Source organism: Bradyrhizobium sp. C-145, assembly GCF_023375135.1.
Classification (GTDB): Bacteria; Pseudomonadota; Alphaproteobacteria; order Rhizobiales; family Xanthobacteraceae; genus Bradyrhizobium; species Bradyrhizobium zhanjiangense.
The window spans coordinates 4,915,652-4,941,433 of record NZ_CP088150.1; the positions used below are offsets into that span (position 1 = coordinate 4,915,652).

Genomic DNA, 25,782 nt, shown 5'->3' on the forward strand with positions numbered 1-25,782 from the left:
GCCAGCTTGGCTGGCGGAGACGGAGGGATTCGAACCCTCGATAGGCCTTTACAAGCCTATAACGGTTTAGCAAACCGCCGCCTTCAGCCACTCGGCCACGTCTCCAATACGCCGGGTATGCCCGACACGGCGGCGGGCCGCAAGCGGCAGAATTGAGGGCGGCGGGTTCTTTTCACCTGAAAGCTGACGAGCGGCCGGCGGCGCAAGCCTCGCGAATGGATCCTCGCGGCGAGTTCCTGCGATTCGCACTGACCTTATATATGCGTGCGCGCGTCTAGCGGCTGGATCGCCAGATCCGCCAGTGCGAGGGCGATATCAGCACCGCCTCACCCGCCCAGACGTTGAACCAGACGCCAGACCTGCGCCGGCATGGAAAAGTCCAGGGCAAAATGCCCGTCTTGTGGAGCCGACCGAGTTCCAGATCGCAATCGTCGGGCGCGATCTGAATCGGAAGCCATCGGCCATTGTTTGGCCCATTCTGGTCGGGATCGCTCATACCGTGCGGATCTAGGGGACCGCACGACGAGGGAATTTGATCCAGCGCAACCGAGCTCACCCGTGGAAACACGGATGCGGATGCGATTCTCAGTTCAGTGGGCGGAGACCCACGCCCTCGCCTCGCGCTGCGCGGCAGAGATCTCGGCGTCCGACATCTGCCCGGCGACTTCCTGGCGCAGCGCGACGGCGTCCTTGCGGCCCTTCAGCGCGGCGAGGTTGAACCATTTATGCGCGGCAACGAGATCGACGAGGCCGGAGCGGCCACTCGCCCAATAGATGCCGCGCTCGAACAGCACATCCGAGAGCGCGCTCGCGTCGATCGGCGTCGCGGTCTCCAGATCGAAAGTACCCTGAAACATGTCGCATCCCCTTTTTCTTATGCCGTCTCGTTCCCTCGAGCGCGGCTCCCGTCCAACTCTGATGTGCATGCCCCTTCCCGGGATCGTGCACTGTTCAACTCATCCCCATTGCCGTTTGCCGGCTTGTTGGAGGCGATGATGGCGGGCAAATTTGAATGGCAGTTTAAGTATCGCGATGAAGCAGACGTAAACGCGAACGCGCGGTGCCTGCGCAGGGAATTCGAAAAGTCCCTGACTTGCAGATACTTCTGCAATTCGTCAGATTCGGTTTACCTTGCGATTTTGGGAGAACGATAACCATCGCGCGCGGTGGCGGATGTCCTGCGGTTACGATTTGTCGGAGCGGATCGCCGTCGTGGCCGCGCCCGCCCTGTCATGCCCCGCCACCGGGTCTCGCCTCCGGCGAGCCCGATGACAGGCTCCGGCGGGGAATGCGGTACGCCGCGGCGGATCTACTCAACCACCGCCGTCTCGGAGAATTGGATCGCCCGGTCGAGCGGGGCGATGACACCGCGAACGGAGAAGCGGCGTGCGAACAGCGTGCAATCAGGCCGCAGCCCTTGCCTGCCCAAGGCAGTGCGAGCAAGGCGCGCGGCCGCGTCGCGGTCAGATCAGCAATGTCGGGAAAGGAATGCCGGCAATGCCCCGGCTTCAAGAGAACGAGGGCGTCGGCGAACACGTCAGGACCAGATTCCACGTTGGCCCGAAGGCCGCTTGTGAAATTGCGGAGCCCCTTGAGGAGAACCGCACCGAACGAAGAAAACTCGTTTCTTCTGCCGGACCGCGAAAGAGAAACGATCCGACCGTTGACCTGATGTCTCGCCGACACCCTCTATCGTCGACCAGAACCTTTAGGAGGCGCTGATGACGTGCCGGCTATCTGGAGCCGGCAACTTCAGAAGCGAAGTTACTTCTTCTTCTTCGCGACCTTGCGGGTCTTCTTCGCAGTCTTCTTCACTGCGCTCTTCGCCTTCTTCGCCTTCTTCGCTTTCTTGGCCATGTTGCCCTCCGATGTGTGAGATGGCTTTAATCGCTGCGTGCACTCGGGGATCGAATGCACTTCATCCCGAATACACCAACACGAAGAAAAAAACAGCGTCTCGCTTAAAGAAGTGTTGACGGCGCAACGCGCGTGCGCTTGGCGAGCGCGACGCAAGCGCACTGCATCACGTGTGCTTGCGATCGCAGAGAGTGGGCGCATCGTCGGCGTTTGCGACGGATGCGATTGCAGAAAAACACTATGCAGCAAGTATTTTTCCGCGCGCATGCATCGCGCATGAGCAACGCGATGATGAGCGTCGCGAGTCGCGCGATCGCCTCGCGAAGGCGTTTCGCGGACTCTGAGTCGCGACTTTTGGCAACGAAAAAATTTTCATGCTTAACGGCGCGAACGCTCGCCTGAGCATGTGCAAGCCGCCGTTTTGCGCGAATCGCGCGCTGGCGATTCGGCCGCCGTATCACCATCGATCGGGATGAAGTTTACCGCCGAGGATGCGCGCGAGCGTCGCACCAAGAGCGGAAAGCGAGGTGACGAAGCGTGTTCGTCACCTCATTCAAACGCGCGAGGCTAGACGCCGAGCTTGGACTTGAGCAGCTCGTTGACGCTCTGCGGGTTGGCCTTGCCGCCGGACGCCTTCATCACTTGGCCGACGAACCAGCCGAGCGACTGCGGCTTGCCCTTGACCTGCGCGGCCTTGTCGGGATTGGCCGCGATGATGTCGTCGACAACCTTTTCGATCGCCGAGAGGTCGGTGACCTGCTTCATGCCGCGGCTTTCCACCAGCGCGCGGGGATCGCCGCCCTCCTGCCAGACGATCTCGAACAGATCCTTGGCGATCTTGCCTGAGATCGTGCCCTCGCCGATCAGGTCGATGATCCCTGAGAGCTGCTCGGCGTTGACGGGAGAGTCCGTAATACCCCGGCCTTCCTTGTTGAGACGGCCGAACAGCTCGTTGATCACCCAGTTCGCCGCCATCTTGCCGTCACGGGCGCGGTTGGCAAGCTTGTCGAGCACCGTCTCGTAGAACACTGCGCTCTCGCGCTCGGCGACGAGCACGCTGGCGTCGTAGGCCGACAGGCCGAAATCGGCGACGAAGCGCGTCTTCTTCTGGTCCGGCAGCTCCGGGAGCTCAGCCTTCAGCTCGTCGACGAATTCCTGGCTGAACTCCAGCGGCAGCAGGTCGGGATCGGGGAAGTAGCGATAGTCGTGCGCCTCTTCCTTGGACCGCATCGAGCGCGTCTCGCCCTTGTTGGGGTCATAGAGCCGCGTTTCCTGGTCGATCGCCCCGCCATCCTCCAGAATTTCGATCTGACGCCGCGCCTCGTACTCGATCGCCTGGCCGATGAAGTTGATCGAGTTCATGTTCTTGATCTCGCAGCGGGTGCCGAGCGGACCGCCGGGCTTGCGCACGGAGACGTTGACGTCGGCACGCAAGCTTCCTTTCTCCATGTCGCCGTCGCAGGTGCCGAGATAGCGCAGGATCGAGCGTAGCTTGGTCACATAGGCCTTGGCCTGCTCGGCATCGCGGATGTCGGGCTTGGAGACGATCTCCATCAGCGCCACGCCGCAGCGGTTGAGGTCGACATTGGACATGGTCGGCGACCGGTCGTGCAGCAGCTTGCCGGCGTCCTGCTCCAGATGCAGCCGCTCGATGCCGACGGTGACGCTGCGGCCGCCGTCGAGCTCGACCAGCACCTCGCCCTCACCGACGACCGGCGACTTGTACTGGCTGATCTGGTAGCCCTGCGGCGAGTCCGGATAGAAATAGTTCTTGCGGTCGAACACCGAACGCAGATTGATCTTCGCATTGAGGCCGAGCCCGGTCCGGACAGCCTGTCTGACACATTCCTCGTTGATGACGGGCAGCATGCCGGGCATCGCGGCGTCGACGAGCGACACGTGGCTGTTCGGCTCGCCGCCGAACGCGGTCGAGGCGGCCGAGAACAGTTTCGAGTTCGAGGTCACCTGCGCATGGATCTCCATGCCGATGACCATCTCCCAATCGCCGGTGGCGCCCTTGAGAAGCTTGTGCGTGGCCGTGCTCATGTCTTGCTCCCGAGCAGCGTGGCCGCGATCCGCTGCCACTCTGCTTCCAATGAATCCTTTGCTGTGGGCTGGCCGGCCTGGCGGTACCAATAGCCGGCATTGCCGAGATCGCCTTCGACGCGGTGCAGGTAGGCGTGCACCCAAGCCGCCTCGCGGCTGCTCTCGTCCTGGACGATCTTGTGCGCGCGGTCCCAGTCGCCTTTGGCCGCCCACCAGAGTCCGGCGAGCGGCGCGTTCAATTCCGGCGCTGGCGCCGCGCCGTCGAGGCTCGCAATGAACGCCGCGACATTCACCACCACCTCGCGGGCGTGAAGCGGCCGGCGGCCTGCTCGATCACCTCGCCGAGCGAGAACAGCGTCTCCTCGTCGAAGGGACGGCCGATCAGTTGCAAGCCGAGCGGAAGGCCTTGCGCGTCCTTGCCGGCGGGCACGGCGATGCCGGGCAGGCCCGCCATGTTCACGGTCACCGTGAAGATGTCGTTGAGGTACATCTCGACGGGATCGGCGCCGCCCTTCTCGCCGATGCCGAAGGCCGCCGACGGCGTCGCTGGCGTCAGGATGGCATCCACGCCCTTTGCGAAGCAGTCCTCAAAATCCTTCTTGATCAGTGTGCGCACCTTCTGGGCGCGCAAATAGTACGCGTCGTAATAGCCGGCTGAGAGCACATAGGTGCCGATCATGACGCGGCGCTTCACCTCTGCGCCAAAACCTTCGGCGCGGGTGTTTTCGTAGAGTTCGATGATGTTCTTAGCCGGTTCGCGCAGGCCGTAGCGGACACCGTCATAGCGCGCGAGGTTAGAGGAGGCCTCCGCCGGCGCCACGATGTAATAGGCCGGCAGAGCATATTTGGTGTGCGGCAGCGACACCTCGACGAGCTCGACGCCGGCACTCCTGAGCCAGGCCGCGCCCGCTTCCCAAAGTTTTTCGATCTCCGCCGGCATGCCATCGAGGCGATACTCCCGGGGGATGCCGATCTTCATGCCCTTCACGGACTTGCCGATCGCAGCCTCGTAGTCTGGCACCGGAATGTCGGCCGAGGTGGTGTCCTTGGGATCGTGACCCGCCATGGAGCGTAGCAGCATCGCGCTATCGCGCACGCTGCGCGCGATCGGACCGGCCTGATCGAGCGAGGAGGCAAAGGCGACGATGCCCCAGCGCGAGCAGCGGCCATAGGTCGGCTTGATGCCGACGGTCGCGGTGAACGCCGCCGGCTGGCGGATCGAGCCGCCGGTGTCGGTCGCGGTCGCGCCCATGCAGAGCAGCGCCGCGACGGCCGAGGCCGAACCACCGGATGAGCCGCCGGGCACCAGCGTCGTGTTCGAGCCGTCGCGCCGCCAGGGATTGCCGACCGGGCCGAAGCACGAGGTCTCGTTCGACGAGCCCATCGCGAACTCATCATTGTTGAGCTTGCCGAGCATCACCGCGCCGTCGCGCCAGAGCTGCGAGGTCACGGTGGACTCATAGGTCGGCACGAAATTGCCGAGGATCTTCGAGCAGGCCGTGGTGCGCACGCCCCTGGTCGCGAACAGATCCTTGATGCCGAGCGGGATGCCGGCGAGCGGACCGGCGTCGCCCTTGGCGATCCTGGCGTCCGCCTCGCGCGCCATGCTGCGCGCCTGGTCCGGCGTCTCCATGACGAAGGCATTGAGCACGCGCGCGGCTTCGATCGCGGAAAGATGCGCGTCGGTCAGCTCGAGCGACGTGAAGGTCTTGGCCGCGAGGCCCTTGCGGGCCTCGGCGAGCGTCAGCGATGTCAAATCGGTCATTTATTGATCGGGCTGCAGAAGAACGGAGACAGGGTCTTGTCGTTGGCCGGGTCGTCTTTTTTGGCGGCTGCTTTCGCGGCGGCCTCGATCTCGTCGAGCACGGCATTGACGGCGACGTTGGGATCGGCAGCCTTGCCCTGCCGCTCCATCTTGTCGAGATAGTTCATATAGGCCTGATAGGCCTTCTCATCGTCGCAAAGCAGGCACATCGGACTACGTCCTGAATTAAATTACTCGACGACCTTGGGCACTAGGAAGAAGTGTCCTTCGGTCGCAGGCGCGTTCGCAACGATATCGTCGGCGATCTCGCCGTCATTGACCACGTCTTGCCGCTTCTTCATCTGCATCGGAGTGACCGAGGTCATCGGCTCCACGCCCTCGACATTGACCTCCGAGAGCTGCTCGACAAAGGCGAGCATGGCGTTGAGCTCGCCCTGCAGATGCGGAACCTCGCCCTCGGAAACCGCAATGCGCGCCAGATGCGCGATGCGGCGGACGGTAGCGGCGTCGACGGACATTATATAAGGCCTCTCACGGCAAAACCTAACCGCCGTATAGCAGAGGCCGCTTTTGCGCCGCAACCGGCGCTTCCCGCCTAGCCAGCAAGGGCTTTCATGCGGGCCAGCGCCGATTTGGCGAGATCCCGGGTCAATTCGGCCGCCGGGACCTCGCGGCCGAGGGCTACGGCCTGGCCGGCCCAGAGATTGGTGAAATCTACCCTGCCCTGCTTTTCGGCAGCCGCCTTGAGCGGCCCCAGCGCGGTCGCGGCATGGGGAAAGGGCGGCGCGTCCGGCGACACCGGGCCCGCCTCGCGCATCAGGCGGTTCTGGACACCGCGCGCCGGACGGCCGGTCATGACATTGGTGATGACGGTCGACTCGTCGCCCGCCTCGGCAAGCACCTTGCGGCCTCCGGCCGTGACCTTGGATTCCGGACAGCGCAGATAGGCACTGCCGATCTGCACACCGGATGCACCGAGCGCAAAGGCCGCGGCAATGCCGCGCCCGTCCGCAATGCCGCCGCATGCGATGACAGGCACCTTCACGGCGTCGACGACCTGCGGCACCAGCGCGAACGTACCGGGCTGCTCGGCGATCTTGTCGGTCAGGAACATGCCGCGATGACCGCCCGCCTCCGCGCCTTGCGCGATCACGGCATCGACGCCGTGCTGCTCGAGCCAGACCGCTTCCTTCACCGTAGTGGCGGACGAGATCACGAGGCAGCCGGCTGCCTTGACGCGCTTGAGCAGAGTTTGCTCCGGCAAGCCGAAGTGAAAGCTGACGACTTCCGGCTTCAGCTCCTCGACGACCTCGCGGAAGGCCGCATCGAACGGCGCACGGTTCGCCGCAGCGATCGGCGCGGCGGGATCGAGGCCATGCTCGGTGTAATAGCCCGCCAGCCGCTGCTTCCAGCGCGCCTCAGCCTCGGCCGTGAGTTCGACAGGCGTGTGGCAGAAGAAGTTCATGTTGACCGGCGCCTTCACGCGCTGGCGGATGAGACCGACCTGCTCGCGTGCCTTCTCCGCCGAGACCATCGCGCAGGGCAGCGACCCCAGCGCCCCGCCCTGCGCGGCCGCAATCACCAGCTCCGCATCCATCACGCCCGCCATCGGCGCCAGCACGATCGGGAATTCGGTCTTGAAGAGATCGATCAGTCGACGGTCAGGCCACATGGGTGTTCTCTCACTACTTGTTTTCCTTACCCTCCCCTGGAGGGCCCTCCAGGGGAGTGTGGAAGAGCGTGCGTACCTCTCACCGAGTTGCGCTGTCCGGCAAGCAGCTGCTCGGCTTCAGCCGCAATGCGTTCGACGATCTCCGCGGCAGACGGAATGTCATGGATCAGGCCGACCGCCTCGCCGGCAAAAACCGCAGCAATCTCGAAATTGCCTGCGGCCTTCGCCGCAGCATACTCCACGGCGACCTCGCTTGCGCGCTGCATCAACTCGATCTCACGACCGGTCCAGCGCTTGATGTGATCATTGACCAGCGAGCGCGCGGTAAATGGCGCCGGCCAGAACAGATTTCGCGACCAATCGAACACGACGCCGCGCACGGTGTCATTGCTATCGGCTTCACGAATGCGTCGCTTCGCTTCCCCCGCGCCATTGGCCTCCAGGCTCGCATAAAAGCGCGTGCCGATCAGCACGCCAGATGCGCCGAGCATCATCATTGCGGCGAGGCCTCGGCCATCGGCGATACCGCCGGCCGCGACGACCGGCACGCGCCCTGCCGCGAGATCGACGATCGCAGGCACGATGTCGATCGTGGTGCGTGATGCGCCATGGCCGCCGGCCTCGGTACCTTGTGCAATCAGGATGTCCGCCCCGGAATCGAGCCCTTGCTTCGCCATGTCCTCGCTCTGCACCTGGCAGATCAATCGCGCGCCGCCCGCCTTGATGCGCGGCGCGAACGGCGCGGGATCACCGAATGACAGCATGATGGCCTGCGGGCGAGCGTCGAGTGCGATGTCGAGCAATTCGGGCTGTTTTGCCAGACTCCAGGTGATGAAGCCGATACCAAACGGCGCAAAGCCCTTCAGCTCTGCGGCCTCTGTCTGAAGCCGGGCACGGTCGCCGTAGCCACCACCCAGGATGCCGAATCCGCCAGCCCCGCTGACAGCGCGGGTCAGCCGGCTGCCGGCGATGGTGTCCATCGGCGCCGACAGGATCGGATGCTTGATCCCAAGAAGGTTCGTCAGCGACGTCGCGATCGGCATGCGTCCTCCCACTCTGGACAGGAAGATTAGGCGCGAATAGCATTCTCTAAAATTGAATTCTAGAGAACGGTACCATCTCAAAAACGGAACGGCGCCATGGAACTCAGCGATCTCCAGACCTTTGCCGCCGTCGCCCACACCGGCGGCATCACCCGCGCGGCCGAAGAGCTCAACACGGTGCAGTCCAACGTCACCCAGCGCGTGAAGGCGCTGGAGGCGGAGATCGGGACGCCGCTGTTCGAACGTCACAGCCGCGGCATGACGCTGACTGGCGCCGGCAAGCGCCTCCTGCCCTACGCGCAAAAAATGGCGGCGCTGTCGCGCGAAGCCTTGCTCGCCGCGCGTGACGATGGCGAGCCGAAGGGGCCGCTCGCGATCGGATCGATGGAGACGACGGCGGCCGTGCGGCTGCCACCGCTGCTGGCGGACTTCCATCGCCGTTTCCCCGCCGTGCGACTTTCCTTGCGCACCGCGCCGACTGCCGACCTCGTCGCCGCCGTGCTCGACGGCACGCTCGACGGCGCCTTCGTCGCGGGCCCGATCGCACATGCCGATCTCATCGCGACGAGCGCCTTCCGCGAAGAGCTGGTGCTGGTCAGCGCACGTCGCTGGGCTTCGCTGGCCGAGCTGCGCGCCGGCACGCCGGAATCCGGCCCGACCGCGCTGGTGTTCCGCACCGGCTGCACCTACCGTCAGCGGCTCGAGCAAGTGTTCGTCGAGTTCGGCTGGCCGTCGGCCGCGCGCTTCGAGCTCGGCACGCTCGATGGCATGATCGGCTGCGTCGCCGCCGACATGGGCGTGACGCTGCTGCCGCGCGCGGTGGTCGAATGCAGCGCGATGAACGGCAATGTGTCGATCCACACGTTGAGCGCCTCGCACGGGCGCGTCGAGACCCTCTTCATCCAGCGCTGCGCCGGCCATCAAACCAGCGCGCTCAGTGGCTTTGCTGCGTGCCTAACGAAAGATGACGACGTCATCGCGGCCTGACGCGACGCAATCCGTTCCACCGCGCGAAATTCACTGTCACAAATCTGTCGTACTTGAATCAATCCACGCTGCGTTGCGTTCAGCCGTCGCAACGCAGCACGTCGAAAAACTTTGAAGGCCGCTCTCCTTCTACGTTAGGATGAATGACTGGCCAGCGCGAAACCATAACGAAGCCAAAACATCGGGAGGATTGTCGATGCGCAATACGCTCGTATTGTGCTGTGTCGCTGCGTTGTCGGCGATAACAGGAACTGCAAGCGCACAGGACTGGACCAAATCGAAATGGGGGCCGAACGACGAGATCGGCGCCGCCAACTACATGACACCCGAGCTCGTGGTGAAAGCGGCGTCGCTGGTGAAGACCGGCAAGACCTATGCCCTCGGCATTCCCGTCACGCCGCAGACACCAGCCTATCCGCCGCGCGCGTTCAAGCTGACCATCGTGCAGCCCGGACAGGCCGGCAGCCCGGGTCTCGGTCCCAACAAGGCGACGTATAACGACGATATCCTCGACACCTGGGTCGGCATCGGCAGCCAGCTCGACGGGCTCGGCCATCTCGGCGTCGAGCATGTCTATTACAACGGCAACAAGCTCGCCGATTTCGCCGATCCCAACGGGCTGAAGAAGCTCGGCATCGAGAAGGTGCCGCCGATGGTCACGCGCGGCGTGCTGCTCGACATGGCCGCTTATTTCAACACCGACGTGGTCAAGGAAGGCACCGCCTTCAACGTCAAGGAGATCGAGGAAGCCGCCAAGAAGCAAGGCGTCGAGATCCGCCAGGGCGACGTCGTCATCTTCCACACCGGCTGGCTCAGCCTGATCGGCAAGGATGACAAGCGCTATTCGGCGGGCGAGCCCGGCCTCGGCGTCGAGGGTGCGAAGTACCTGACCGGCAAGGGCGTCGTCGCGATCGGCGCCGATACCTGGGCGCTCGAGGTGCTGCCGTTCGAGTCCAAGAACGTGTTCGAGGTGCACCAGATCCTGCTCGCGATGAACGGGACCTACATCCTCGAGAACATGGACACCGCTGCGCTCGCCCGGGACAAGGGATACGAATTCCTGTTCGTGCTTGGCCAGCCGCGCTGGACCGGCGGCGTGCAGGCGATGATCAATCCGATCGCAATCCGCTGACGTCCACACGGGCCCGAAGGAAAGTCGGGTGAGGATCATGCAGTGTCTCTGCAGAGCGCACCGCTGCCCTCACCCGAACGCCACATCGGTTTCGCGGCTCGGCGAACCGAAGCACTATCTGACTCGAATGTCCTCATACGACTCGATCCGGCGCGGGCCGACTGAGGTCGCCTCGTGCGAATCCGCGTCCACGAGATTGCCGAAGTCGAGCCTGGTCAATTTCATCAGGTCTGCGATCGAGACCTGGAAGACGCTGACATCCTCTTCGGACAACCGCTCGAGCAAATCCGCCTCCTGGATCCGGTCGATCTCCATGACCTGCTTTCGCTGGCTCATCAGGAATGCCGCCGCCTTGAGACCGTCGTCGTCGCGTCGGATCAGGATTTTCCAGAAGTATTTCGGAATTTGAACGCCACCGAAGCTCGGATCCTTGTGCGACTTGCCGGCCGGATTGGGCAAATCCGATCCGTCGGCATCCGGTCCGTCGAAGACCGGACCGTTCATCACGATGCCCTTCTCCTCGCCTTCGAGCAGGACATCGCGCGTATAATCCTCCAGTCCGGCCCAGAGTTGCTTGCCCTGGTTGAACGAGAAGAATTGCGGCGAGCAATTGGTGAAATGGAAAGAATCGTCGCCATGCTGCTTGGCGGCGGCGACGGTGTCGCCCCAGGTCGCATCGAGACGGCGCACGAGATGACCGCGATCGAACGGATTCTTGCTGCGGTCGGCCTCGAACGTCGCCTGCTTGCGGTAGAACTCGTCGCCGATCTGGGCCTCGTCGTCGATGCGTGGATCGCGCAGCCAGGAATCGCCTTCGCGCTTGCCGACGTCCTGCTGCTCGCCGCCGTCGATATTGACGCAGCTGAAGAAGGCGAGCCTGCGCGCCTTGTTCATGACGACGCTATAGTTGAAATATTTCAGCTCGGACTGCTTGGAGCTGCCCTTCAACATCGCAACCCGGGATTTGAGGGCGGCTGGTATCTTCGGCAAGGGGACGGAAAATTTGCCGCTGCCGAGAAAATTCGCCTTGTAGCCGGGCCGCGATTTCAGCGTGCTTTGATCGATGTGCACCGCCTCCATGGGCAGGCCGTTCTTCGCGCTGATGTGAGGCAACAGGCCGACCGGCGGGACGATCAAGGGCTTGCCGCCGTTCTGCATGCCGCCGTTCGGCGCTCCGCCATTGCCCCCAAGGTTCGGAACGGGCGCCGGCGGAGCAATGTCCTTCCTGAACATTGGCAATGGCACGCGGATCGGGACCACCAGCGAGCTTCCGTCGACAGACTGCTCGACCCAGACACTCGCTCCGAAGGGAGCTGCGGCGGCCGGACGCGGGACTTTCGCGACCTCCTGCCGGGTCGGCGGCTCCTCCTCGTCGAGCACCGGCTTGATCAGAGGAAGTGAGCCCACGGAAACCTTGAGATCGGCGACGATCGCGCTGATCCGGATGCCCTCGTTGGCGATCCAGTCGATCGAGGTTTCGTCCATCGAGGCCTCCCACACTCTGCCATCCTTGGTCAGCGTGCGGCCTCGCGCGTCCTTCCTCGGGACGCCGCTGTGGTGCAGCGCGACCACCTGCCAGAAGCGGTTAAACGCCGGCGAGCCCGACGAGCCGGCCGTGGTATCGGTGTTGTACCAGAGGAAGTCACCGACATATTTGAGCAGCTTGTTCTCGCGGACGCAGACCTGCTTCATCTGCCCGCTGGGATGCTGGACGATGGTGAGGTACTCGCCAGGGTCAGCCTTGCCGGGCGCGCCACTGAGCGGCAGCCATCCCCAATCCTCGAGGTGCTCATCGCCTGACAGCGAGGTCGGCGCCACCGCGACGAGCGAGAAATCAAGCCTGTCGTTAGTGTAGAAGAATTTGCCCGGCTCGAATCCGAATCTGACCGGCACGCGCTCTTGTCCCGAAATGTCCAGTTCGTAGTTGAAATCGGCGATCGAATTGGCTGCATCGGACGGCTTGCCGAAGACATGATGGTTCGTGAGCAGCAGGCCCGGCCCGATCAGAAAGCCCGAGCCATAGCCGAGCAGATTTGACCTCATATCCCTGAGCTGGATGCGACAGACCGGGCGCGAGGCCGCCGTACCCTTGGCGAGGTAGTTGATGCTGTCGAGATCGTTGCCCTGGATGATCCGCTCGAGGCCGATCTCGGCCGCCTGCACGTCCCGTGTCTCGGCGAAAAGCTGGCGCTGGCGCAGGCGTTTCTTCTCGACCGTCATCTCGATCGGGCCGTCGCCCAATTTCCGGTTCAAGGCTTCCGGTGAAAACTCGGCTTGCTTGAATCGCCTTTCTGAGCCCGCGATCAGGCTTGGCTTGATGAACATGATGACCTCTCGAAAATTCGGATGAATATCGACGTGCGGACGCTGAAAATTGCGCCAAGGCTGCAATGCGGCCTGATCTGCCGTTCACTGCCAATGATTGTTCAAATCGGGGTTGGGCCCCCTACTACTTTAGCCTCATAATCCTATCGCGCCACAACCAACGCGTCAATTGATGCCGGCTGCCGCGCGCGCGGCATCATGTCATGGGGAGTGCTTTGCTTGTGTGAACTACGCAACAAATGATCGATCTTCGCGCATGTGTGCGTCACGGTTTCGAAAGGCTCAGACGGGTCCAAAGACGAGCTTCCGTCGCTAGCCCTTCCGGTGCCACCGCCGCAGTGCCACCAGAGCCCAGATCGCCTCGACCAGGCCGAACGGCCAGGCGCCCTGCAGGAAGCCGTAGGCCGAGCCAAGTGCGCAGGACACCGCGAACAGCAGCACCAACCAATGGCTGCGGTCTTCCAGTGCATAGCAGACCAGCATCGCCGTCACGGCAAACAGGCCGAATAGTGTCAGTGCATCCATGTCCAGGGTTCACTCCGCAGCGCGACGCGTGATATGCGCTAAGGCCATGCCCGCTCTTATCCTGCCACTCGTCGATGCTGCAACCCACTGGCCCGCACGCGGCGCGCTGATCGGGCTCGACCTCGGTACCAAGACCATCGGCGTTGCCGTGTCCGATCCCGACCGGCGGCTAGCGACCGGCGTCGAGACGATCCAGCGCAAGGCATTCAAGCAGGATGCCGCCCGACTGCTCGCAATCGCGGCCGAGCGCAAGGCGACCGGTTTCGTGCTGGGCCTGCCCATCAACATGGACGGCAGCGAGGGCCCGCGCGCGCAGTCGACGCGCGCCTTCGCCCGCAATCTCGCCGGCCTGACCGCGCTCCCCATCGGCCTCTGGGACGAGCGGCTCTCGACCGCTGCGGTCGAGCGCGAGCTGATCGGCATGGATGTCAGCCGCGCCAAGCGCGCCGAGGTGATCGACGAGCATGCCGCGATCTTCATCCTGCAAGGCGCGCTCGACCGCCTCGCCAATCTTCGCGCTAGCCCGGGGATCGACTGATCCATGGCCGTCGTCATCGCGGCGCTGCTGCCGGTCTTCGTCCTCATCGTGCTCGGCGTCGTGCTGAAGCGCAGCCTGATGCGGCTCGACACGCAGTGGCACGGACTGGAGCGGCTGACCTATTTCGTGCTGTTTCCGATGCTGCTGATCCAGACGCTGGTGAAGGCCGACCTCTCCAAGGTGCCGGTCGCCGGCGTCGGCGGCGCGCTACTGCTGTCGGCGCTCGCGATGTCGCTGCTGTGCCTCGCGTTGCGCCCCGCTTTGTCGCGGCTCGGCATCGACGGCCCCGCCTTCACCTCGATCTTTCAGGGCGCAACGCGCTGGCAGACCTTCGTCGGGCTGTCGGTCGCCGCCAACCTGTTCGGCGACGTCGGGCTGGCGCTCGCCTCCGTGGCGATGGTCGCGATCATTCCCCTGGTCAACGTGCTCAGCGTCGTGGTGCTCGCCCATTACGCCGCGCCTGAAAAGCAGTCCGCACGCGCCATCGTCATGACGGTGATCCGCAATCCCCTGATCTGGGCCTGCGTGATCGGCCTTGTCGTCAATCTGACGCACCTGCCGCTGCCGAAACTCTGGCACGAGGTGGCGGATGCGCTGAGCCGCTCCTCGCTCGCGATCGGCCTGCTCGTCACCGGCGCCGGCCTGCATCTCGAAGGCCTCTTGCGCCCGAGCCTGGGAGCGGCGATCGGCGTCGTCTTCAAGCTCGCGCTGATGCCCGCGCTCGCGCTGGTGCTCGGTGCCTGGTTCGGGCTTTCCGGCAACAGCCTCGCGATCGTGGCGATCTGCGCAGCGGTGCCGACCTCGCCCAGCGCCTATGTCTTGGCCCGCCAGATGGGCGGCGATGCGCCGCTGCTGGCGCAGATCATCACGCTGCAGACGATTTTTGCGGCCATCACGATGCCGGTCGCGATCGCGCTGGCGGCCTAAGACTCGTCATTGCGAGCTCCCTCACCTCGTCATTGCGAGGAGCCCTTGCGACGAAGCAATCCAGAATACCTCCGCGGAACGATTCTGGATTGCTTCGCTTGCGCTCGCATGACGGAACGTGGGGCAACTGCCGTCAGACACCCAGCCACATCGTCAACACCACTGCGGTCAGATTGTTGAGCGCATGCAGCACGGTCGTGAGCCAGAGCGAATTGGCGCGATAGCGCATGTAACCGAACCACAATCCGATGGTGAAGACCTCGGCGAGGAAGTACATGTCATACTGCAGGTGCACGACCGTCCACACCAGCGACGACAGGAGGATCGCGCCAGGCACCCGCAGGAAGCTTGCCGACCAGCCGCGATAGAGGAAGCCCCGCGCCAGGACTTCTTCCGACATCGGCGCCGCGACGCTGAAGGCGAACAGCAGCACCATTGCGGCGCCCTTGTCGCGGCCCGATTTCAACAGATCGGCCATGAAGCCCGGCGTCGCCTCGCGCCCGAGCGCGCGTGACATCGTCTCCCAGGCCAGTACCAGCAGGACGAGCCCCACGGCGCCGAACAGCAGTTGCCTCCAGGCCGGCCAATGCAGCGCGAGGTAATCGACGAAGGACGCCTGCTTGATACGAATGGCAAGCCAGACCGCGGCCAGCGTCGCCGGCAGGCCCATGGTGACCGACAGCGCCAGCGCCTGTGGCTCACGGCCGACGAGTTGCAGCGAGGCGAGGTCCATGGGCAAACCACGCTCCGCCACCAGCAGAACGATCGCGCCGATCTGCCCGACGAACATCGCGACGAAGATGAGGAGGCCCCACAGCGCCGTGCCCCAGAACATCCAGACGTGCGGCGTCGCAGGCGTTACCCTCAATGGCGGATGATCGGGATTAACGGAGTCCATCAAAAGGCTTTCGTTAGGGAGACTCACGGCAGCGCGCGCTCCAGCAACGCGCGCACGTCGGCGCTGTCGAGCTCCACGGCACCGTACATGCTGGGGTGATTGGCAGCGAGACGCGTGCTCGCGAACAGTTCGGCATCGTGCGGTGACACGCCGTTCAGCGCCGCAGCCGCAGCGAGTAACGCCAGCTTCTCGACCGCAAGCCGCGCGACCCGTTCGCCGTCGGCACGGCGGAAGGTCTTGCCGATGAACGCCACCGCATCTCCTGCCCCTGGTAGCCCCTTCGTCTCGGCGGCAAGCGCTTGCAGCACCGCCATCGCCGCCTCCGGCTCGCGCGAGAGCGCGCGCAGCACGTCGAGGCACATGACGTTGCCTGAGCCTTCCCAGATCGCGTTGACGGGAGACTCGCGATAGTGACGCGCCAAAATGCCGTCCTCGACATAGCCGTTGCCGCCGAGGCACTCCATCGCCTCGTAGAGAAACGGCGGCGCGCTCTTGCAGGTCCAGTATTTGATCGCCGGCGTCAGCAGGCGCATGTACGCGGCCTCCGCCGCATCGTGCGGCATGCGGTCGAAGGCGCGGCAGAGCCTCATCACCAGGGCTGTGCTCGCCTCGACATGCAGCGCCATGTCCGACAGCACCGCCTGCATCAAGGGCTGGTCTGCGAGATGCTTCTGGAACACGCTGCGGTGACGGGCGTGATGCAGCGCATGTGCGAGGCCCGAGCGCATCAGGCCGACGGAGGCGATCGCGCAATCCTGCCGCGTCAGCTGCACCATCTGGATGATGGTGCGGATGCCCTTGCCCTCCTCGCCCACCGCTTGCGCATAGGCGCCGAGGAATTCGACTTCGGAGGAGGCATTGGAGCGGTTGCCGAGCTTGTCCTTCAGCCGCTGGAATTGGATCGCATTCACCGAGCCATCCGGCGCAAAGCGCGGCATGAAGAAGCAGGTCAGCCCAGCGTCGGCTTGCGCCAGCACCAGGAACGCATCACACATCGGCGCCGACATGAACCATTTGTGGCCGGTGATGCGGTAAGCATCGCCGTCGCGCACTGCGCGCGTCATGTTGGCGCGCACGTCGGTGCCGCCCTGCTTCTCGGTCATGCCCATGCCGAGCGTCATGCCGCGCTTCTCCCACCACGGCGCGAAGCTGGGATCGTAGCTTTTCGTCGACAGCACCGGCATCACGCGCGCGAGCAGATCCGGCTGCATCGCCAGCGCGGCCACGGAGGCGCGCGTCATGGTGATCGGGCAGAGATGGCCGGTCTCGACTTGCGCGGCGATATAGAATTTTGCCGCGCGGATGACCTCGGCGGCATCGCCCGCAGGCTTCCCGTCCGCCGTCCACGTCGAATTGTGCACGCCGGCATGCGCGCTGTGCGCCATCAGCTCATGATACGAGGGGTGAAACTCGACCTGGTCGCGACGATTGCCCTTGGCATCGAAGGTGCGCAGTTTTGGCGTGTTCTCGTTCGCGACGCGCCCGCGATCAGCCATCGCGGCCGAACCCCAGTGCTTGCCGAACTCCGACAGCTCGCGTTCCGCCGCCGCGCCGCCATTGGCCTTGACTGCCTCGACCAGCGGCCGATCCACCGCGAACAGGTCGACGTTCTCGAACGGCGGCGACTGGTTGAAGACCTCGTGGGTCGCAAAGCTCGGCTGGGTCATCTGCGCTTCCTCGAACGGGGCCTTAGTTCCGCCGCGGCTGGATCGGGAAATCATAGGCCGCCCCGCCCGCCCCCGGCAGGGAAAAATGCCACCACTCCTTCGAATAGTTCACAAAGCCTTGCCTCGCCATCGCAGTCACCAGCCGCTTGCGCCAGGCGCGCTGGGCCGGGTTGATCGATGGTGCCGCAGTATGGCCCTTGGCGTCGGTACAGTCATAGCCGGTACCCATGTCGACACTGCCCTCCGGCGCCCGCGCCTCGGCCTGTGCCGTGCAGTCGGCATAGATCCTTGACGGATCATATTTGGCGGAATTGTCGCCCTTGAGATCGACCAGAGTGAGATCGAGTGCCGCCCCGGTGGAATGCTGCGAACGGCTCGCGATGTAGCCGAGGCGGAACAGCTCGGTCTTGGGAATTTTGGGATTGTAGCGCCGCTCGGCGGCCGTCTCGTGGCCGTTCTGCGACCACTTCACCATGTCGAGCGAGGCCCGCGCCGGCCGGTAGCAGTCGAACATCTTGAGCGAGAGATTTTGCGCCGCCAGTTCCTCCTGAACTGCCTTCAGCCGCAGCCCCACCTCCCGCTTCACCACGCATTCGCCGGCGCCGTAGCCGGCGAGCGGACGGCCAACGAAATTGTTCGATGTGGCGTAGCGGATGTCCTGGATGATGCTGGGATCGATGTCGCGCAGGTACACGAAACCGCCGGGCAGCGATTGGGCGTGGGTAGGCGAAACGATAGCCATCACGACAATCGCAATCAGAAGTGATCTCACGCTATGGCCTCCGGACCGTCATGCCCGGGCTTGTCCCGACCACGTTGTTTTGCGTCAAATGCGATAGAAGAACGTGGATGCCCGGCACAAGCCAGGACAAGCCCGGGCATGACAGGGAGGATGACGTCGCGCCGCCCGCGCCGACAGATCAGGGGATAACTCACTTCCCCGTCTTTGCCCCTTGCTCCCCCCGCCGTCCCCCCCTATAGCTCTGCTTTTAATGACATCGAAATCGACCTTCGTCCTCGGCCACCGGCATTTGCTGGGCATCGAGGGCCTTTCCGCGGCCGACATCACCGGCCTCCTCGACCTGTCCGAAGAATATGTCGAGCTCAACCGCCAGGTTGACAAGAAGCGCACCGTCCTGCGGGGACGGACGCAGGTGAACCTCTTCTTCGAGGCCTCCACCCGGACCCAGTCCTCGTTCGAGCTCGCCGGCAAGCGGCTTGGCGCCGACGTCATGAACATGTCGGTGTCCTCGTCCTCGATCCGCAAGGGCGAGACCCTGATCGACACCGCGGTGACGCTGAACGCGATGCACCCTGACATCCTGGTGGTGCGCCATCACGCCTCCGGCGCGGTGGAACTGCTGGCGCGCAAGGTCGACGGTTCCGTGATCAATGCCGGCGACGGCGCGCATGAGCACCCAACGCAGGCCCTGCTCGACGCGCTCACCATCCGCCGCAACAAGGGTCGGATCGAGGGCCTCGTGGTCGCGATCTGCGGCGACGTGCTGCATTCGCGCGTCGCCCGCTCCAACATCATCCTGCTCAACACCATGGGCGCCCGCGTCCGCGTCGTCGGCCCCTCCACGCTCTTGCCGCCCGGCATCGAGCGGATGGGCGTCGAGGTCGCGCGTGACATGCGCGAGGGCCTCGAAGGCGCCGACATCGTCATGATGCTGCGGCTGCAGCGCGAGCGCATGAACGGCTCCTTCGTGCCCTCGTCATCCGAATACTTCTATTATTTCGGGCTCGACCAGAAGAAGCTCGCCTACGCCAAGCCGGACGCGCTCGTGATGCATCCCGGCCCGATGAACCGCGGCGTGGAGATCGACTCGATCGTGGCCGATGGCGCCCAGTCCCTGATCCGCGAACAGGTGGAGATGGGGGTTGCCGTGCGCATGGCCGTGCTGGAAGCGCTCGCCCGCAACCTGCCGAACGCGTGATGCCGATGTTGACCGACCGCCGCCCCATCCTGCTCGCCAACGCCCGCGTCGTCGATCCCTCCAGGGATTTCGATGGTGTCGCCGACGTCCTCATTGCCGACGGCACCATCCGCGAGACTCGTCGCGGCATTGGTGCGGCCGGCGTCCCCGAAGGCACCGACATCGTCAATTGCACCGGCAAGATCGTGGCGCCGGGCCTGATCGACATGCGCGCCTTCGTCGGCGAGCCCGGCCTCAGCCACCGCGAGACCTTTGCCTCGGCGAGCCAGGCCGCCGCGACCGGCGGCATCACCACCATCATCTGCCAGCCCGCCACCTCGCCCGTCATCGACAATTCGGCGACGGTCGACTTCGTGATGCGGCGCGCGCGCGACACCGCGATCGTCAACATCCAGCCGATGGCGGCCCTCACCAAGGGCATGCACGGCGAGGAGATGACCGAGTTCGGCCTGTTGAAAGCCGCCGGCGCGGTCGCCTTCAGCGACGGCGACCGAAGCGTGACCAACGCCCAGGTGATGCGCCGCGCGCTGACCTACGCCCGCGACTTCGACGCGCTGATCGTGCATCACACCGAGGATCCGAACCTCGTCGGCGAAGGCGTGATGAACGAGGGCGAGTTCGCCACCCGGCTCGGCCTGATGGGCATTCCGAACGCCGCCGAGGCCGTGATGCTGGAGCGCGATCTGCGGCTCGTCGCGCTCACCGGCGGCCGCTACCACGCGGCGTCGCTGACCTGCATCGACTCCCTCGAGATCCTGGAGCGCGCCCGCGACGCCGGGCTTACCGTCAGCGCCTCCGTCTCGATCAATCATCTGGCGCTGAACGAGAACGACATCGGGCCCTATCGTTCGTTCCTGAAGCTGTCGCCTCCGTTGCGCACCGAGGACGACCGCCGCGCGCTGGTGGCGGCGCTCGCCTCCGGCCTTCTCGACGTCATCATGTCCGACCACAATCCGCAGGACGTCGAGGTCAAGCGCCTGCCGTTCGCGGAAGCCGCTCCCGGCGCCGTCGGACTCGAGACCATGCTGCCCGCGGGCCTGCGCCTCGTGCACAATGGCGAGATGGAACTGAAGACGTTGATCCGCGCGATGTCGACCCGACCGGCGGAGCTGCTCGGGCTACAAGGCGGAACCCTGCGCGCCGGCAGCCCGGCGGATGTCATCGTGATCGACCCCGATACGCCGTGGGTGGTCGATCCCGCCGACCTCAAATCACCCTGCAAGAACACCCCGTTCGACGAGGCGCGCTTTACAGGCCGCGTGGTGCGCACCATTGTCGGCGGACGGACGGTGTACGAGCATGTCTGACGCGCGCGATCGTTCGACATGGAGATTCAGCCATGGGGCTTGAAGCATTTTTGCCGGTGGCCTTCGTCATCGGCTATCTCCTCGGCTCGATTCCGTTCGGGCTGATCCTCACCAAGCTCGCGGGCACGCAGGATATCCGCTCGATCGGCTCCGGCAGTATCGGCGCCACCAATGTGCTGCGCACGGGACGCAAGAGCCTTGCCGCGGGCACCCTGCTGTTCGACGCGCTCAAGGGCACTGTGGCCGTGGTGATCGCCGGCTACATTGCAGGCCCCAATGCCGCCATGGTGGCCGGGCTCGGCGCTTTCCTCGGCCATCTCTTCCCGGTCTGGCTCAAGTTCAAAGGCGGCAAGGGCGTGGCCGTCTATATCGGCATCCTGCTCGGCCTGTTCTGGCCTGGCGCCGTCGTGTTCTGCCTGCTCTGGCTGGCGACCGCCTTCACCACCCGCTACTCCTCGCTCTCCGCGCTGGTGGCGGCGTTCATCACGCCGATGTTCCTGTGGTGGTTCGGGCACCTCGCATTGTCTGCTCTGACAGCGGTGCTGACGCTGTTGCTGTTCTACGCGCATCGCGAGAACATCAAGCGCTTGCAAGCGGGCAAAGAAAGCCGGATCGGCGAGAAGGCCTAGAGTGTTGAGCGAAGCGGATGCCGGTTCGCGTCAAGAAAACGCATCAAAACAAGAATCCAAAGCCGGGCGTCTACGGATACCGAAGCGGTCCTTCCACATTAAATCCCAAATCCTGTTCGCAACTTGCGGCCGAATCACTGTTGTATTGGCCAGCGGGGTTCTGGGGCTGTCATCCCGACAGCGTGGATAGCGTTACGCGGTAGCTCAGAATGAGCGAGAAGATTGTCGGCGCGCATGACGGGGTTGGTTCGCAGGGTGCTCCGGGCACCGCAGCGAGCCGACTGCTGTCAATGACCAACATCTGGTCCGATGCGGCCTCGCCGCCTCCCGCACCAGAACCTGCTCCCGCTTTACCGCAAGCACCGCAGCCTGATCTCGTTGTGCAAGCACCTGCGACAGTCGAGCCGGCTGCACCGGTCGCGCCCGCGCGGACGCATTCCGATCAATGGCCGCCGCGAAAACTGTCGCTGGCGCTTCAGGGCGGCGGCACCTTCGCCGCCTTCACTTGGGGCGTGCTCGAGCGGCTGCTGGAAGAGCCCTCCATCGCGATCGACACCATCAGTGGCGCCAGCGCCGGCGCCATCAACGCACTCCTGCTCGCCTCCGGCTTTGCCGAAGGCGGGCGCGAAGGCGCCCGGTCACGGCTGAACCGGTTCTGGCTCCGCCTGATGCACGAAGCCTCGTTCCGCGCGCTGATGCTGGTCGGCGGCTTCTCGCCGGCGGGAAGCTCGGTCGCGTTCGGGCCGACGCTGCGCTCCGGCCACTTCGATCCGTTCGATCTCGATCCGCTGCGGCAGGCGCTGTCGCGCGACATCGATTTCGCCGCCCTGCGTCATCCGAACTGTCCGACGCTCTTGATCGCAGCGACGCGGATCCACGACGGCCAGCAACAGATCTTCCGCAATGACGCTGTCACCGCCGACGTCGCGCTGGCCTCGACCTGCCCGCCCCTCGTTCACTGCGCCGTCGAGATCGACGGCGAGGCCTATTGGGACGGCGGCTTTGGCGGCAACCCGCCGCTGCTGCGGCTGGCGCAGGAAACGACCACGTCCGATGTCCTGCTGGTCCAGGTCACGCCGGCGCGCGACAGCTACGTGCCGATCACGCTCGCCGCGATCGACCGCCGGCTCGACCAGATCGCGGCCAACGCCGCGCTCAACGCCGAGATCGCCGCGATCGAATGGGTGCAGGCTCATGCCGCGCCATCGCTGCGGCTCTCCAGGATCGCGGCAGAAGACTTTGTTGATGGGCTGGCGCAGCGCTCGTCCACCGATCTCGGCCGCGGCTTCATTCGCCTCCTGCACCGCAGCGGCCGCGAGGCCGCGGAGCGCTGGCTGAAGCAAGGTGCGGATAGCAGCGCCGCGCTGGCAGCATCCGGCCAGCGCATTGTTGCCGACGAACCCGCACTAGCCTGATTTCGCCAGCGCCTCCTCCAGGAACCAGGCCGCTGCGAGTGCGAGCGGATCGTTGCCGAAGCGTGCGATCACCTGCACACCGATCGGCAGGCCGCCGACCTTCAGCACCGGTACGTTGACGCAAGGATTGCCCATCAGCGTCCAGAGCCTGTTGTAACGGGGATCGCCCGTGGTCGCGAGCTCCTTGGCCGGCGCCGTGCCCGGCGCGGAATAGGTCAGGAGCACGTCGACGCCCTCGAACAGCTCGCCGAGCTCGCGGCGGCCGCGCCGGCTGATCCGCCGCGCTTCGTCATATTCCTTCGGCGTCAGGCCGGCCGTCGCATCGAGGCTCGCGCGCAGCATCGGCGCGATCTCGTCGTGGCGTTCGGAAAATTCCCAGGCCAGCGCGCGATGCGCCTCGAAATCCTGGACGATCGGATGGATGCGCCAGGCCTCCTGCACCGCTTCGGGCAGATCGATGGTCTGCACGCTGGCGCCGGCGCGCGTCGCCGCCTTGATCGCGGCCTGCAGCCCCTCTTCAGCCGCCGGCTCGACAGCGCCGGCAAACTCCTGCCTGACGACGCCGATCCGCGGCGACTTCGCTGCGGTGATGCCGGAGAATTCGCTGCGCCCCGTCATAGCCAGCAGTCCGCGCGCGAGATCTTCCGCGCGCGCGCCGAACAGGCCGACCGTGTCGAGCGCCCACGAATAGCATTTGACGCCGACCGTCGGCAGCATGCGGAACGACGGCTTGATCGCGGCGGTCCCGCAATAGGCGGCGGGGCGGATCACCGAGCCGCCGGTCTGGGTGCCCAGCGCCAGCGGGATCATGCCGGCGCCGACCGCCGCCGCCGAGCCGGAGGATGAGCCGCCCGGCGAATGGCCCGTATTGTGCGGATTGCGCGTCGGCGTGGGATCGCGCGAGGCGAACGCCGTGGTCGTGGTCTTACCGATGATGGTGGCGCCCGCCCGCTTCAGCATCATCACGACCGGCGCATCCGAGCGCGGCTGCCAGCCGCGATAGATCTCCGAGCCCATCTCGGTCGGCATATTGGCGGTGTCGATGATGTCCTTGATCCCGACGGCGATGCCGCGCAGCGGACCGGCGCCTTGCGCCTTCGCGGCCTTGTCGTGGCGGACGAAGGCGCGGACGTCCTTCTCCTTGGCCTCGATCACCGCATGCGATTGAGCGATCGCGGCATCGGGCAACAACTCGCCGGCTTCAATGCGGCGCTGGAGGTCGGCGAGTGAGATCATGGCAAAATCCTTCTTATTGGCATCGCTTTTAGCATCGGGGCGCGGTCGCGCAAGCGCACGTCACTGTTGCGCAACGCCCTCAGGTTGTTCCATGCTGCACTCACAAGGAGACGCCGTGGACGCCATCAATCCGAGCGTGGAGCTGACCGAGGCTGAGCGGATCGACCACCTGCGGCTGATCCGCTCCGACAATGTCGGGCCGCGCACCTTCCGTTCGCTGGTCGACCATTTCGGCACCGCGCGCGCCGCGCTGGAGCGGCTGCCGGATCTGGCGCGCCGCGGCGGTGCGCAGCGATCGGGGCGCATTTGTAGCGCCGATGAAGCGAAGGCCGAGCTCGCCGCAAGCCGCAAGTTCGGCATCGCCTGGCTCGCGCCCGGCGAAGACGGCTATCCGGTACGGCTCGCAACGCTCGACGATGCGCCGCCATTGCTCGCCGTGCGCGGCGACGCGAAAACCTTGATGCGACCGATGATCGCGATCGTCGGCTCGCGCAACGCCTCCGGTGCCGGCTTGAAGTTTGCCGGCCAGCTTGCGCGCGAGCTCGGCGAAGCCGGTTTTGTCATCATTTCCGGCCTCGCCCGCGGCGTCGACCAGGCCGCGCATCGCGCGAGCGTCGAAGACGGCACGATCGCCGTGCTCGCCGGCGGGCATGATTGCATCTATCCGCCCGAGCATGGCGACCTGCTCGCCGCGATCCTCGACCATGAGGGCGCCGCGATTTCCGAGATGCCGCTCGGCCATGAGCCGCGTGCCCGCGATTTTCCCCGCCGCAACCGCTTGATCTCCGGTGCATCGCTCGGCGTGGTCGTGGTGGAAGCGGCGCACCGTTCGGGCTCGCTGATCACCGCGCGCATGGCGGCCGAACAGGGCCGCGAGGTGTTCGCAGTGCCCGGCTCGCCGCTCGATCCGCGCGCCGCCGGCACCAACGATCTGATCAAGCAGGGCGCAACGCTCGTCACCGAGGCCGCCGACATCGTCAATGCGGTGCAGCCGATCATGGAGCGCCCGCTGATGCATCCGGCGAGCGAGCCAGACAGCGAGCCGTTCGAGAGCGATCCGCAAGGCCACGACCGCGACCAGATCACCGGCCTGCTCGGCCCTGCCCCAATCTCGATCGACGATCTCGTGCGGATGTCCGGCGCCTCGCCCGCGATCGTGCGAACCGTGCTGCTGGAGCTCGAGCTCGCCGGCAAGCTGGAGCGTCACGGCGGCGGGCTGGTGTCGCTGCTCTAGTGCTGGGTCTCTGACGTCTTGTTCACTGGAGAGCCGTCATTCCGGGGCGCGACGAAGTCGCGAGACCGGAATCCATTCGTCCACGCACTCTGCGGCTAGATGGAGTTCCGGGCTCCCTCGCTCCGCTCGGGCCCCGGAATGACGGAATCGATCGTCGGAGTTGCAACCCTAGCCGTCGTTGCGCTGATCGAACTGCGTCCGTGCCGCCTCGATCTGGCCCAGATGGTCCTTTGCCCATTTGCCGAGCGCCTCGACAGGCTGCGACAGTCCGTGGCCGAGATCGGTCAGCTCATAGTCCACGCGCGGCGGGATGGTCGGAAAGATCGTGCGCGTGACGAGGCCGTCGCGCTCCAGCCCGCGCAGCGTCAAGGTCAGCATCCGCTGCGAGATGCCGTTGATCATGCGCTTCAGCTCATTGAAGCGCTTCGGCCCGTCGCTGAGCATCATGATGACGAACACGCTCCATTTGTCGCCGACACGGGACAGCACGGAGGCGACCCCACGACAATCCGCATGGTTGGGATCCGGCCTTGGGCCGGGCCTCGTATCTGGTTTTGGATTTGGCCTCGCCGGAGCAGGCAAATCGGTGTTTTCAGGTTTCAATAATGTGCCCATGGCTCAAAAAAGTGCGTTCTTGCG

Annotated in this window: 24 protein-coding genes and 1 tRNA gene; 9 read left to right on the forward strand and 16 right to left on the reverse strand. The window is 64.9% G+C overall.

Features of this window, described 5'->3' with window-relative positions:
* Window positions 1–11: 11 nt before the first annotated feature.
* The 9 genes from LRP30_RS22970 to LRP30_RS23010 all read right to left on the reverse strand — a co-directional run bounded on the left by LRP30_RS22970 (window position 12) and on the right by LRP30_RS23010 (window position 8,383).
* A tRNA-Ser gene (locus LRP30_RS22970) sits at window positions 12–105 on the reverse strand.
* 485 nt (window positions 106–590) lie between these two features.
* Entirely contained in the window at window positions 591–857 is a 267-nt protein-coding gene (locus LRP30_RS22975; RefSeq protein ID WP_014494734.1) for a hypothetical protein, read from the reverse strand.
* A gap of 1,567 nt (window positions 858–2,424) precedes the next feature.
* Window positions 2,425–3,903 carry an Asp-tRNA(Asn)/Glu-tRNA(Gln) amidotransferase subunit GatB gene (gatB, locus tag LRP30_RS22980; protein ID WP_128933331.1) on the reverse strand — a complete coding sequence of 493 codons (1,479 nt, stop codon included), beginning with the start codon at window positions 3,901–3,903 and terminating at the stop codon, window positions 2,425–2,427.
* Window positions 3,900–4,202: a hypothetical protein gene (locus LRP30_RS22985; RefSeq protein WP_091896038.1), complete on the reverse strand. Its 303-nt coding sequence runs from the start codon at window positions 4,200–4,202 to the stop codon at window positions 3,900–3,902. Before LRP30_RS22985 ends, gatB begins: the two co-directional genes overlap by 4 nt.
* On the reverse strand, window positions 4,193–5,668 hold the full coding sequence (gatA, locus tag LRP30_RS22990; RefSeq protein ID WP_249756400.1) for an Asp-tRNA(Asn)/Glu-tRNA(Gln) amidotransferase subunit GatA: 1,476 nt from the start codon (window positions 5,666–5,668) through the stop codon (window positions 4,193–4,195). The genes LRP30_RS22985 and gatA overlap by 10 nt, the downstream gene beginning before the upstream one ends.
* Window positions 5,665–5,877 carry a hypothetical protein gene (locus LRP30_RS22995; RefSeq protein ID WP_027547180.1) on the reverse strand — a complete coding sequence of 71 codons (213 nt, stop codon included), beginning with the start codon at window positions 5,875–5,877 and terminating at the stop codon, window positions 5,665–5,667. Before LRP30_RS22995 ends, gatA begins: the two co-directional genes overlap by 4 nt.
* Window positions 5,878–5,898: 21 nt before the next feature.
* Window positions 5,899–6,186, reverse strand: coding sequence for an Asp-tRNA(Asn)/Glu-tRNA(Gln) amidotransferase subunit GatC (gene gatC, locus LRP30_RS23000; RefSeq protein WP_007611211.1), 288 nt, complete (start codon window positions 6,184–6,186; stop codon window positions 5,899–5,901).
* A gap of 77 nt (window positions 6,187–6,263) precedes the next feature.
* Window positions 6,264–7,340 (reverse strand): nitronate monooxygenase family protein, encoded by a 1,077-nt coding sequence (locus LRP30_RS23005; protein ID WP_249756401.1) that lies wholly within the window; start codon window positions 7,338–7,340, stop codon window positions 6,264–6,266.
* Window positions 7,341–7,366: 26 nt separating this feature from the next.
* A complete protein-coding gene (locus LRP30_RS23010; protein ID WP_249756402.1) occupies window positions 7,367–8,383 on the reverse strand; it encodes a nitronate monooxygenase in 1,017 nt (338 codons plus the stop codon).
* 96 nt (window positions 8,384–8,479) lie between these two features.
* Here LRP30_RS23010 and LRP30_RS23015 point away from each other — a divergent pair, with 96 nt between their 5' ends.
* Both LRP30_RS23015 and LRP30_RS23020 read left to right on the forward strand, forming a co-directional pair.
* On the forward strand, window positions 8,480–9,370 hold the full coding sequence (locus LRP30_RS23015; RefSeq protein ID WP_249756403.1) for a LysR family transcriptional regulator: 891 nt from the start codon (window positions 8,480–8,482) through the stop codon (window positions 9,368–9,370).
* A gap of 196 nt (window positions 9,371–9,566) precedes the next feature.
* Window positions 9,567–10,502 carry a cyclase family protein gene (locus LRP30_RS23020; protein ID WP_128955697.1) on the forward strand — a complete coding sequence of 312 codons (936 nt, stop codon included), beginning with the start codon at window positions 9,567–9,569 and terminating at the stop codon, window positions 10,500–10,502.
* A gap of 114 nt (window positions 10,503–10,616) precedes the next feature.
* Here LRP30_RS23020 and LRP30_RS23025 read toward each other — a convergent pair whose 3' ends face one another.
* Window positions 10,617–12,827, reverse strand: coding sequence for a DNA/RNA non-specific endonuclease (locus LRP30_RS23025; protein ID WP_249756404.1), 2,211 nt, complete (start codon window positions 12,825–12,827; stop codon window positions 10,617–10,619).
* A 312-nt stretch (window positions 12,828–13,139) separates the two neighbouring features.
* The gene (locus LRP30_RS23030; protein WP_249756405.1) at window positions 13,140–13,352 is read right to left on the reverse strand and encodes a hypothetical protein; all 213 of its coding nucleotides are present in this window, start codon (window positions 13,350–13,352) and stop codon (window positions 13,140–13,142) included.
* Between the two features lie 46 nt (window positions 13,353–13,398).
* Between LRP30_RS23030 and ruvX the strand changes: the two genes are divergently transcribed.
* Window positions 13,399–13,890, forward strand: a complete 492-nt coding sequence (ruvX, locus tag LRP30_RS23035; protein ID WP_164934948.1) for a Holliday junction resolvase RuvX — start codon at window positions 13,399–13,401, stop codon at window positions 13,888–13,890.
* A gap of 3 nt (window positions 13,891–13,893) precedes the next feature.
* Complete coding sequence (locus LRP30_RS23040; RefSeq protein WP_249756406.1) at window positions 13,894–14,817, forward strand: AEC family transporter; 924 nt, start codon at window positions 13,894–13,896, stop codon at window positions 14,815–14,817.
* Window positions 14,818–14,950: 133 nt separating this feature from the next.
* On the opposite strand, the gene LRP30_RS23045 is transcribed toward LRP30_RS23040, so the two are convergent.
* The 3 genes from LRP30_RS23045 to LRP30_RS23055 are packed head-to-tail and all read right to left on the reverse strand — an operon-like array spanning window position 14,951 to window position 18,124.
* Window positions 14,951–15,715, reverse strand: coding sequence for a type II CAAX endopeptidase family protein (locus LRP30_RS23045; protein WP_249756407.1), 765 nt, complete (start codon window positions 15,713–15,715; stop codon window positions 14,951–14,953).
* Between the two features lie 23 nt (window positions 15,716–15,738).
* A complete protein-coding gene (locus LRP30_RS23050) occupies window positions 15,739–17,382 on the reverse strand; it encodes an acyl-CoA dehydrogenase family protein (RefSeq protein WP_249756408.1) in 1,644 nt (547 codons plus the stop codon).
* A 22-nt stretch (window positions 17,383–17,404) separates the two neighbouring features.
* Window positions 17,405–18,124 carry a M15 family metallopeptidase gene (locus LRP30_RS23055; protein ID WP_249761814.1) on the reverse strand — a complete coding sequence of 240 codons (720 nt, stop codon included), beginning with the start codon at window positions 18,122–18,124 and terminating at the stop codon, window positions 17,405–17,407.
* 250 nt (window positions 18,125–18,374) lie between these two features.
* Between LRP30_RS23055 and LRP30_RS23060 the strand changes: the two genes are divergently transcribed.
* The 4 genes from LRP30_RS23060 (at window position 18,375) to LRP30_RS23075 (ending at window position 22,673) form a co-directional block, all read left to right on the forward strand.
* A complete protein-coding gene (locus LRP30_RS23060; protein ID WP_091895998.1) occupies window positions 18,375–19,322 on the forward strand; it encodes an aspartate carbamoyltransferase catalytic subunit in 948 nt (315 codons plus the stop codon).
* Window positions 19,323–19,327: 5 nt separating this feature from the next.
* Complete coding sequence (locus LRP30_RS23065) at window positions 19,328–20,629, forward strand: dihydroorotase (RefSeq protein WP_164934960.1); 1,302 nt, start codon at window positions 19,328–19,330, stop codon at window positions 20,627–20,629.
* Window positions 20,630–20,661: 32 nt separating this feature from the next.
* The gene (gene plsY / locus LRP30_RS23070; RefSeq protein ID WP_128933319.1) at window positions 20,662–21,258 is read left to right on the forward strand and encodes a glycerol-3-phosphate 1-O-acyltransferase PlsY; all 597 of its coding nucleotides are present in this window, start codon (window positions 20,662–20,664) and stop codon (window positions 21,256–21,258) included.
* 209 nt (window positions 21,259–21,467) lie between these two features.
* Complete coding sequence (locus tag LRP30_RS23075; RefSeq protein WP_249756409.1) at window positions 21,468–22,673, forward strand: patatin-like phospholipase family protein; 1,206 nt, start codon at window positions 21,468–21,470, stop codon at window positions 22,671–22,673.
* On the opposite strand, the gene LRP30_RS23080 is transcribed toward LRP30_RS23075, so the two are convergent.
* On the reverse strand, window positions 22,665–23,909 hold the full coding sequence (locus LRP30_RS23080) for an amidase (RefSeq protein WP_249756410.1): 1,245 nt from the start codon (window positions 23,907–23,909) through the stop codon (window positions 22,665–22,667). The genes LRP30_RS23075 and LRP30_RS23080 overlap by 9 nt on opposite strands.
* Before the next feature lie 91 nt (window positions 23,910–24,000).
* Between LRP30_RS23080 and dprA the strand changes: the two genes are divergently transcribed.
* Window positions 24,001–25,143: a DNA-processing protein DprA gene (gene dprA, locus LRP30_RS23085; RefSeq protein WP_249756411.1), complete on the forward strand. Its 1,143-nt coding sequence runs from the start codon at window positions 24,001–24,003 to the stop codon at window positions 25,141–25,143.
* Between the two features lie 168 nt (window positions 25,144–25,311).
* On the opposite strand, the gene LRP30_RS23090 is transcribed toward dprA, so the two are convergent.
* Window positions 25,312–25,758, reverse strand: a complete 447-nt coding sequence (locus LRP30_RS23090; protein ID WP_249756412.1) for a helix-turn-helix domain-containing protein — start codon at window positions 25,756–25,758, stop codon at window positions 25,312–25,314.
* Window positions 25,759–25,782 lie beyond the last annotated feature (24 nt).

Excerpts from the sequence above, each read along its gene's own strand:
- LRP30_RS22975 (WP_014494734.1), bottom strand. The coding sequence starts at position 857 with ATGTTTCAGGGTACTTTCGATCTGGAGACCGCGACGCCGATCGACGCG.
- gatB (WP_128933331.1), bottom strand. The coding sequence starts at position 3,903 with ATGAGCACGGCCACGCACAAGCTTCTCAAGGGCGCCACCGGCGATTGG.
- gatA (WP_249756400.1), bottom strand. The coding sequence starts at position 5,668 with ATGACCGATTTGACATCGCTGACGCTCGCCGAGGCCCGCAAGGGCCTC.
- LRP30_RS22995 (WP_027547180.1), bottom strand. The coding sequence starts at position 5,877 with ATGTGCCTGCTTTGCGACGATGAGAAGGCCTATCAGGCCTATATGAAC.
- gatC (WP_007611211.1), bottom strand. The coding sequence starts at position 6,186 with ATGTCCGTCGACGCCGCTACCGTCCGCCGCATCGCGCATCTGGCGCGC.
- LRP30_RS23005 (WP_249756401.1), bottom strand. The coding sequence starts at position 7,340 with ATGTGGCCTGACCGTCGACTGATCGATCTCTTCAAGACCGAATTCCCG.
- LRP30_RS23010 (WP_249756402.1), bottom strand. The coding sequence starts at position 8,383 with ATGCCGATCGCGACGTCGCTGACGAACCTTCTTGGGATCAAGCATCCG.
- LRP30_RS23015 (WP_249756403.1), top strand. The coding sequence starts at position 8,480 with ATGGAACTCAGCGATCTCCAGACCTTTGCCGCCGTCGCCCACACCGGC.
- LRP30_RS23020 (WP_128955697.1), top strand. The coding sequence starts at position 9,567 with ATGCGCAATACGCTCGTATTGTGCTGTGTCGCTGCGTTGTCGGCGATA.
- LRP30_RS23025 (WP_249756404.1), bottom strand. The coding sequence starts at position 12,827 with ATGTTCATCAAGCCAAGCCTGATCGCGGGCTCAGAAAGGCGATTCAAG.
- LRP30_RS23030 (WP_249756405.1), bottom strand. The coding sequence starts at position 13,352 with ATGGATGCACTGACACTATTCGGCCTGTTTGCCGTGACGGCGATGCTG.
- ruvX (WP_164934948.1), top strand. The coding sequence starts at position 13,399 with ATGCCCGCTCTTATCCTGCCACTCGTCGATGCTGCAACCCACTGGCCC.
- LRP30_RS23040 (WP_249756406.1), top strand. The coding sequence starts at position 13,894 with ATGGCCGTCGTCATCGCGGCGCTGCTGCCGGTCTTCGTCCTCATCGTG.
- LRP30_RS23045 (WP_249756407.1), bottom strand. The coding sequence starts at position 15,715 with ATGGACTCCGTTAATCCCGATCATCCGCCATTGAGGGTAACGCCTGCG.
- LRP30_RS23050 (WP_249756408.1), bottom strand. The coding sequence starts at position 17,382 with ATGACCCAGCCGAGCTTTGCGACCCACGAGGTCTTCAACCAGTCGCCG.
- LRP30_RS23055 (WP_249761814.1), bottom strand. The coding sequence starts at position 18,124 with ATGGCTATCGTTTCGCCTACCCACGCCCAATCGCTGCCCGGCGGTTTC.
- LRP30_RS23060 (WP_091895998.1), top strand. The coding sequence starts at position 18,375 with ATGACATCGAAATCGACCTTCGTCCTCGGCCACCGGCATTTGCTGGGC.
- LRP30_RS23065 (WP_164934960.1), top strand. The coding sequence starts at position 19,328 with ATGTTGACCGACCGCCGCCCCATCCTGCTCGCCAACGCCCGCGTCGTC.
- plsY (WP_128933319.1), top strand. The coding sequence starts at position 20,662 with ATGGGGCTTGAAGCATTTTTGCCGGTGGCCTTCGTCATCGGCTATCTC.
- LRP30_RS23075 (WP_249756409.1), top strand. The coding sequence starts at position 21,468 with ATGAGCGAGAAGATTGTCGGCGCGCATGACGGGGTTGGTTCGCAGGGT.
- LRP30_RS23080 (WP_249756410.1), bottom strand. The coding sequence starts at position 23,909 with ATGATCTCACTCGCCGACCTCCAGCGCCGCATTGAAGCCGGCGAGTTG.
- dprA (WP_249756411.1), top strand. The coding sequence starts at position 24,001 with ATGCTGCACTCACAAGGAGACGCCGTGGACGCCATCAATCCGAGCGTG.
- LRP30_RS23090 (WP_249756412.1), bottom strand. The coding sequence starts at position 25,758 with ATGGGCACATTATTGAAACCTGAAAACACCGATTTGCCTGCTCCGGCG.